This is a genomic window from bacterium (genome assembly GCA_024226335.1).
In the GTDB taxonomy this organism is placed as follows: domain Bacteria; phylum Myxococcota_A; class UBA9160; order SZUA-336; family SZUA-336; genus JAAELY01.
This window is the reverse complement of record JAAELY010000273.1, coordinates 1-8,349: the sequence shown is the minus strand read 5'-3', so window position 1 is coordinate 8,349 and position 8,349 is coordinate 1. Positions and strand designations below refer to the sequence as shown.

Sequence of the window (8,349 nt, the reverse complement as noted above, 5' to 3'; positions counted from 1 at the left end):
TGTTCCGGCAGAGAATCCACCGTCGTCGTATCGGTCGGGGAGCGCGATCCAGTTGTCGTGCTGCTGGCTGGCGATATAGCTCTCGGCAGCTTCCCGCTGGGCATCGAGGCTGTTGAACTCCTGTTCGAGGCCCTGGCTCGTCGATTTTCGGCAGTAGATGGCGCACCGGGTCGCAGGCTGGAGCTTTGCGACTGCCGATGAGTGCCGAGCAGTCATCAGCTGCGCTTCCTCTTGGTCAGACCGAAGAACAACCACCCGTTCCACTTCGAGCCGGTCACGGCTCCGGCAACCGCCGACAACGAACGGAACTGTCGGCCGTCCCACTCGAAGCCGTCGTCGAGGGCGACGACGCGGATCTCCCGTCCCTTATATTGCCGGGTAAGAACGGTGCCGGGTGAGGGCAGGCGCGGGTCGCGATGACCGCAATGTTGGTGCTGATCACGGGTACCGGCTGGGGGCGCGCCGTTGCCGTTCGGTGGGGTTCTAGCGCGAGCGAAGCCCTCGGGTGCAAGTTCCTCGATGCGTGCCTTTGCGGCGTCGCTGAGACCACCGTGGGCAAGTTCTTGGACGCGCCATGCAAGTCGTCGCCAGAGATAATCTCGGTTCCGGCTGCGGGTCGGCTCTCCGTAGAGCTTCATCCATTCGAGGCGCAGATCGCCGACCGTCATCTGTTGAAGGCGATGGATCTGGCGGATCACGCTGGTATCCGTGGGCATCCTTGATCTCCGTGGTGGTCATCACGATGAGGGCTCTCTTCGGCGGAGAGTTCAAGCTCTTTGTGGCCAGATGTGGCGGAAAGTGGCGCAGTGCTAGTCAACCGCAGGTACCCTCGCGCCAGGATGGTGGCGAGGTCGGTTAACAGACCCGAATGTGTGGCGATGGTGCGCGACATCACGCTGCCTCGCCTCGATCGTCGTCGTCGGATGAATTCTGAGGATATTGAGGATTATGGGGATGGGAATCAAAAGTTGTTTTGGTCCCATCTGACGTTCCAGATGAGGAAGGTAAGTCTGAAATGGCTGTTCTATTACGATCCCCAATATTCCCAATATCCCCAAAAATCGGATTCACGTCGTATCCAGGACTTCGAGGCCGCCCCCGGCCCTTTCTGCCTTCTTCGTGCTGTTCGCGGATGTATTCGTGTTCGACCAGGAGCTTCAAGGCGGGCTGAAGATCCGCGACCCTACTGAACCGGCCCTTCAGATCCTGGTAGGCATCTCGCACGGTGAACGACTGTCTATCTTTGCGGGAGATCCAGGCCACTACGTGTCGTGCGTTTTCGACTTCCGGGTCGGCACCCATTTCTGCGAACGCGCCCCTGGCGTGGGCACGAAAGTATCCACCGATTTCGATGGCCTCGTTGACCGTTGCCAAGTCGATTCGTCGTGTGTCCGGCAATGAGGGCTCGTCTGCCAGCTTGACGACATGGATGATTCCGCAGAGGCGTGCGACAGAGCCGACGTGCTTCGAACCCCAGTCCTGTATCGACCCGAGCTCACCGAACGGCGCTAGCTCGGGTTCGATCTGCTTCTCGAACGCCCTAAAGCGATCGGCGGCGTCCGGATCGAAGCGGATGGTACGAGCGGTCGGTTTCCCGTAGTTGTCGGTGGCCGGCTCCATTTGGAGAATGGCGGTAATCCGCTGCTCGTAAGCCAGCCGGATCGGCATGGGAACCGACGGAGCGCCGATCATTCGGCGACCGATGGAGCTTTCAGGGATCGCGTACAGAAACCGTGCTAACAGCCCGCGCCCTCGAAACCCCGGCTTTGAGGCGAGCCCGCGAAGCACGTCGTTCTGGACCGCGAGGCTGACCGTAAGGCAAGGGTTATCGACGGAGTCGGGCGGGCGATTGACTCGATCGACTCGAAGTGGATCACCCGCGTGGCCTTTGAGGAACACGTCAAAGTTCGGTGCGTTGTTAGGGCTGTACCTTCCGGCCATCGACTCGAAGATTCCGCCCTCAGCTGACAGTACAGCGAACTGCCCATCGTAGTCGCTGATGAGTTGAGCAAGCTTCTCTGGCGTCACATCGTCCGCGAAGATTCGAGGGTGAGGAGGTACGCGAAGCGACTCCAGATTATTCGCCGCCTCAATAGCTTGGCGCTCGAGTCGGTCTCGGTCGGGCGGTTCAGCCTTCGCGGCCTCCTTCTGCGCCTGCTGGTATCGCTTCTTGTGAATCTCATGGCGCGTTCTAGCGTCAGTGATCTCCGGCGCGAGTCGCTCCCATTCCGATTTCTCAAACTCGGTGATCGGCCGGGTTACGTCGGCGACGACGGCCGTCTTGCGGTTTCCTGGATCAAGAACCACGACAACGAACAGGTTGGTTGGTTCCTCCCAACCCGGTCGAACCTCGACACGGAAACGTCGACCAATAGCAACGGAGCACGCGGCTAGCACGAGGCAGCCGGCCAAGTCCATCGGGGTCTGCGTCGCTAGCGACTCTGCCTTCACGAATTCCAAGAGGGGAGACGGGAGGCTATTAACAGGAAACTCGGGAAGTTTGTGCGAACGGAATGGGATCGGCGGACCCCAGCTATCAGTACGGTCGGCATCTGCCGGTGGATGATCGTCAATGCCGAGTTCAATGGGGACGACGTCGTTCAGCCCGTGACCCGTCGAGAGATGATCGGATGCATCCTTACCCTCTTTTGCCTGAACCGCCTCGAGATTGCCTGCTCGACCCTGAAGACTCTCAAGAATCAACTTCGCGTGATCGGTTCCTGCTTTGTCCCGATCGGCCCACACAACCACGTGTGCCGCTCCATCGAGGGCGTCGGCATACTCGGACCGCCACTTCCTCGCGCCCAGCGGAGCGGTTGTCGCGACGTAGCCGGTTGAGTCCGGATCGTGCTCGTTGATGGCGTCGGCGTCCTTCTCGCCTTCGACGATGTAGATCGTTCTGCCTGCCTCGACGGCCTCGAGGACGGCGGGCAGGCCGTAGAGGACCGTGTCAACGTGGTCGCGGCCCCAGTACCAGTCAGTGCGACTGCGGGAATCGGGCCGAGCGATCGGAAAGTCCTTGTTCGCAGTTCTGCACGCTCGGAATACGACGTTGCCGTTCTCGTCGTGGTAGTCGTACACCTTGGTGATGACTGCCCCGCGAAACCTGGTTCCGACTGTCGGGTTGGCAGGGGACAGATTCTTCTCACGATTCATCGTCGAGACCTTCTTGGCGCTGCGTGGAGTGTCATCGAAGTCGGCCCACGTCCGACCGCAGCTTTCGAGCACGTCCTCGGGAGCACAGTTCCCGGGGCCGTGGCAATAGAGAATGAGGGGGCGGCCGTCGCCGGTCTTGAAGCTCAAGCCGCGGGACTTGTGTCCACCGTCAGCCTGGCAGCGGGGGCAGAACGAGCGTCCCTTATCGGCTTGAACTCGTGGCTTCAATCCACGGAGTTCTAGCGCAGACGCGAAGATGTCCAACGCGTGGGACACAGGCGCGTCTCAGCCCTGCGAGGTCGATGCGGTCGGGACATCACCTTCGCCGTTGTCGCGCTGTTCGTCTAGCCAGGCGTCGAGGTCGTTGATGTCGTATCCGACGGCTCGACCGCCCAGGCGAATGAACGTGGGGCCGTCACCCGAAAGGCGCATCCGTTCGAGCGTGGACGGGGAAAGCCCGACGTAATCTGCTGCGGCCGGGGTTCTGAGAATTCGGTTTGTTGATTCCATCTGATCCTCCAACGCCGCGTACTCAGTGCGGCGAAATCAGATCAAATGGTCAGCTCTTTTCGACGTTACTGCTAAGGTGGTGAGCTACCGTAGCTCGCCACCCTAAGGCAAAAAGCCATTGCCTGAAGGCTATCTTCTATTCGTAATGACAGTCCGGATCTGTTATTGGCCATGACATCACCGGGTACTCACCTCGAGAGTAGTCAATCTTCATCCGCGATGGAGGGAAGATGTTCATGCGCCGGTAATATGAGGGATCATCCTCCAGGTTCGTCATTACTTTGCGATAGGCATCCCGCACAGTACTTGGCCGTCCGGCCTTGCTCATAGTACGAGACACGTATTCATACTCGTCGCCCGACCGGTGCCCTTCCTCGCGTGCCTCTAGAACGGCTATGGCCCGTTCCACGTCCTTACGAGCGTTGGCGCAGCGACGCGCCATTCGTCGTTGACCGGGATTTGGCTTTGGCCACTTGTTCTGTAGGCCCTTCCAGATCGTGCCGAGCGTCTCGTCGAGCAGCCAACGCGGAATCTCACACATGATTTCGTGAGGATGCAGGTCCGGGTTAAGCCGGAGGTCTTCCCTTGTGTATCGTGATCCGGGTTCCGCCGGGAACTGGCAGGCTGTAAGCGCACCATAGAGTGCCGTCAAATCGCCGGACAGTGCCGCTACCCGGCGAGCTTGGATCGCCGACAGTCGATACGGATAGTTAGCGCGCTCGATGTGCTTCGGGTCTTGCGCCAGCAGTTCCCTGTGCTCATCACGAGAGAGGCTGGTGTATGGATTGGACTCCGCTGGCGATGTGAGCTGGCGTAACTTGGCGGCGGTCATCTTGTCGGGCTTCGGTGGACCAGTGCGAGTGCGCTTGTCGCCGCCTAGTCGAGGGCCACGGCGCGTACTTACGTACTCAACCTGAGTTGCGGTCTTGTTCTTGCGCGGTTTCTTTCGATGAGCCATTGCCGGCTACTCCATTAGCTGGGACTTGGTAGTTGTCCTGCGTACCAAGTCGTCCTTAAGAGAAGACTAGCAGATGACTCGTGTCGTATCGCATCACAAAGCGGAGCCATGCGGGTGTTATCGTGTAATCACAACACCCATGAAAATCACACGTGCAGCTGCAAACCAACCGATGAGAAATCGTCGGCCATGCCTGCAACTGCAACGATTCACGAGAGCTGACTACCAGCGCGGTCGCGCAACAGGCTGGCGCTTCGAGGCTGGCTGGTTCCGTCGAGCGAGCGGCCTCGAATGGGCCTGGTTCAGTCGTGACGTAGACGAGTCTGAGGAGAATCCGACGTGCAAGTGACGAACGTCTCCACCACCGACCTTCGCCGAATGGCGGCGCCATATAACCCGAGGAAGATCAGCGATCACGACTTGGTTGCCCTAGGGCGATCTCTCGCAACGTTCGGCGTGGTCGAACCGGTCGTTGTAAACAAACGCACTGGTCGTATCGTCGGCGGACACCAGCGGGTCAAGGCGGCCGAAGCATCAGGGATCGAGGAGTTGCCCGTCGTCTACGTCGATCTCGACGAGCCTGCGGAAAAGCAGTTGAACATCGCGCTCAACAGAATCAGCGGCGAGTTCGACTTCGACAAGCTCTCGGACATCCTCAAGGAGCTGGAAACCGGCGGCTTCGATCTCGACCTGACCGGCTTCACCCAGTCGGAAATCGACGACCTCATTCGCGGGATGGAGCCGCCTGACGCCGAGGGCCTCACCGACCCCGATGCGATGCCCGAGCCTTTGGATGAACCGGCGACGCAGCCTGGCGATTTGATCTACCTGGGACCGCACCGACTGCTCTGTGGTGACGCTGCGTCGAAGGAAGACTTGGCCAAGTTGCTCGACCGCCAGCTTGTTCAACTCGTGCATACCGACCCGCCGTACAACGTCAATGTCGAGCCGCGTTCGAACAACGCCATAGCGTCTGCCGGCAAGGGTCGGACGCACCACCAAGGACTCGACCTGGCGCGGTTCCCCGAGAAGGCAGCACCGACCGGGAAGATGCGTCCCCGTGATCGTGTACTCGAAAACGATTTCATGTCCGACGAGGAATTCGCCGAACTGCTGCGGCAGTGGTTTCAGAACGCAGCCTCGGCACTTGAGCCGGGGCGAGGGTTCTACTTCTGGGGCGGCTACGCGAACGTCGCGAACTATCCTGCAGCGATCGAGGCAGCCGACCTGTATTTCTCGCAGGCCATCATCTGGGTAAAGGAATGGCCGGTGCTGACGCGCAAAGACTTTATGGGAAACCACGAGTGGTGCTTCTATGGCTGGAAGAAAGGCGCAGCCCACTATTTCAATCCCGGCATTACGAACGCGCCTGACACCTGGAGCGTGAAGAAGGTCACGCCGCAGTCGATGATCCACTTGACCGAAAAGCCCGTTGAGCTTGCCGAGCGAGCGATGATGTACTCATCCCGCAAAGGCGAACACGTCCTCGATTTGTTCGGCGGCAGCGGTTCGACGCTGATCGCGGCCCAGCGGATGGGGCGGAAAGCGTTCCTCATGGAGGTCGATGGCAGCTATTGCGACGTGATCGTCCAACGATGGCAGGACTACACCGGCGAGAAGGCGCAGGGATGGAGGAAGGAGGCGTAGGTGCCAAAGTACTCCCGCACCAAGCGCGAGGAAGCGCGTCGGCTGTATCTGTCCGGCGAGGGGTCGTCAGTTGCCGAGATCGCACGTCGGATCGGTACGAAGCCTCACACCGTCGGCGTCTGGCGCAAGGAAGAAGACTGGGACGGACTCAGGCTTAAGATCGATCGGCAGGCAGCAGAGAAACTCGTCGAGCAACTGGCCACCGAGCGGGTCGAGCTCAACGCGCAGCACTTCAAATCCTGGGGCTTCGTGGTCGGCAGGCTGTTCGAGACGATCCAGAAGACCGGGGTGAACGCCGAGGAAATTCGTGCGCTGGAACGAGTCGCGGCGATCCTGGATCGAGCACAGAAAGGCCAACGGCTAGCTCGCGGTCTTTCGCTCGACGGCCAGACGGAAGAACAGATTCGTGCCCAGGCCGAAGCTGACGGTCGTTCCCTCGTCGACCTTTTCCTCGACGTGGTGAAGCAGGAGGTCGGCGACGAGGACACCCGGGATCGAATCGCCCGCGCACTACTCGAGCAGTGTCCCACCGAGGCGGAGGCTAACAAGGATGTCGCCTAGAGCAGTCCCGCAAGCGTTTCGAGGCTACGTTCGCAGCCGGATCTCCGAGATTGCCAGGCCCGCGACCCGAGCCGTCAGCGAGCCGCTCGCAAACTGGGCACTGCGACGTGTCCGCCTCGACGGCCGGCCATTCCGCTTCGAGGGCCACGAGTATCTCCGAGCGATCTACGACGACACCGCGCCCCACATCGTCCTGTCAAAGGCCGCGCAGATCGGCGGCACAACCTGGGCGATTCTGAAAGCGTTCCACGCCTGCGTGATGGGCCTCAACTGCATGTATTTCTTTCCGACCCGCACCGACGTGTTGGAGTTCTCGAAGTCCCGTGTCGGCCCCCTGCTGGGCGACAATCAGTTCCTCAAGCGTTTGATGAAGGACACGGACACGGCGGGGTTGAAGCGAATTGGATCGTCGTACCTGTACCTGCGAGGCATGCAGTCGACCGTAGGAATGAAGTCGGTGCCGGCGGACATGATCGTGTTCGACGAACTCGACGAGGCGACCCCGGACGCCAAGAGCATGGCGCGAGAGCGTCTGGCGCACTCGGACTACAAACGGGTCATTGAGTTATCGAACCCGTCTCTGCCGAACTACGGCATCGACGAGGCGTACCAGCTATCCGATCAGCGGCACTGGACGATCCGCTGCGATCACTGCACAACCTGGACGGCGCTCGACAAAGAGTTTCCCGAGAAGCTGGGCCAGGAAGTCCGCATCATTCGCGAACGTGAAGATGGCGAATACTACCGGGCCTGTCCGAAGTGCGATGCGGAGCTGGATATCGAAGCAGGGGAGTGGGTGCCCGACTTCCCCGACCGCAAGACCCATGGCTATCGCATCTCGCAGCTATTCTCGTCGAAGGTGGACCCCGGCGAGATCATCGAAGAATACCGCCGCACTCGATTCGCCGAACGGTTCTACAACCTCAAGATCGGCTTGGCCTGGGCCGACATACAGAACCGGCTCGATGCGGCAGCTGTCCTGGCGTGTTGCGGCGAGAAAGGGATGCTGGAGTCCTCCGACCGGCCGTGCTCGATGGGCGTGGACACTGGCAAGGAACTGCACGTCGTGATCTCGAGGTTCGCGGACAGGGATCACAGGAAGCGTGAGGTCGTCTACATCGGCACGCGCCAGGCCTACGGCGAGCTCGATGAACTTATCGAGCGTTATAAGGTCCAACGCTGTGTCATCGATGCCTTACCCGAGATCCACGCTACCAGAGACTTCGCCCGCAGGCACTCCGGTCGGGTCTACCTCAACTACTTCGTCGAGAGCCAGCGCGGCTCCTACGCATGGGACTTCAAGGAGCAGATCGTCCGGGAGAACCGGACCGAGGCGCTCGACGCTAGCCGGCAAGTGGTCCGCGACAAGAAGATGGTTTTCCCTCGCGGCGGCGAATTGATGCGCGAGTTCGCCGCTCACATGTCTTCCGACGTGAAACAACTGGTTGAGGACGCGGACACTGGGGCGCAGGCGTATCGCTACGTACGGATCGGGACCGACCATTACTCGCTCGCGT

General features: G+C 60.4%; 8 protein-coding genes. 3 read left to right on the top strand and 5 right to left on the bottom strand.

Translation table 11 applies throughout. The annotated features are described in order from the left end of the window. From GY725_14830 to GY725_14810, 5 genes are all read right to left on the bottom strand, one after another. Positions 1-216: recombinase family protein (locus tag GY725_14830; GenBank protein MCP4005465.1), on the bottom strand; the 216-nt coding region annotated here is incomplete at its 3' end. Further along, positions 216-716, bottom strand: coding sequence for a DUF2924 domain-containing protein (locus tag GY725_14825; protein MCP4005464.1), 501 nt, complete (start codon positions 714-716; stop codon positions 216-218). The genes GY725_14825 and GY725_14830, both read right to left, overlap by 1 nt. A gap of 175 nt (positions 717-891) precedes the next feature. Next, entirely contained in the window at positions 892-3,303 is a 2,412-nt protein-coding gene (locus GY725_14820; protein MCP4005463.1) for a DUF3987 domain-containing protein, read from the bottom strand. 138 nt (positions 3,304-3,441) lie between these two features. Further along, positions 3,442-3,666, bottom strand: a complete 225-nt coding sequence (locus GY725_14815; GenBank protein ID MCP4005462.1) for an AlpA family phage regulatory protein — start codon at positions 3,664-3,666, stop codon at positions 3,442-3,444. 136 nt (positions 3,667-3,802) lie between these two features. Further along, positions 3,803-4,498: a hypothetical protein gene (locus GY725_14810; GenBank protein ID MCP4005461.1), complete on the bottom strand. Its 696-nt coding sequence runs from the start codon at positions 4,496-4,498 to the stop codon at positions 3,803-3,805. 504 nt (positions 4,499-5,002) lie between these two features. Between GY725_14810 and GY725_14805 the strand changes: the two genes are divergently transcribed. The 3 genes from GY725_14805 to GY725_14795 all read left to right on the top strand — a co-directional run. Next, positions 5,003-6,271, top strand: coding sequence for a DNA modification methylase (locus tag GY725_14805; protein ID MCP4005460.1), 1,269 nt, complete (start codon positions 5,003-5,005; stop codon positions 6,269-6,271). Then, a complete protein-coding gene (locus GY725_14800) occupies positions 6,272-6,832 on the top strand; it encodes a hypothetical protein (protein MCP4005459.1) in 561 nt (186 codons plus the stop codon). Further along, positions 6,822-8,349: phage tail protein (locus tag GY725_14795; GenBank protein ID MCP4005458.1), on the top strand; the 1,528-nt coding region annotated here is incomplete at its 3' end. The genes GY725_14800 and GY725_14795, both read left to right, overlap by 11 nt.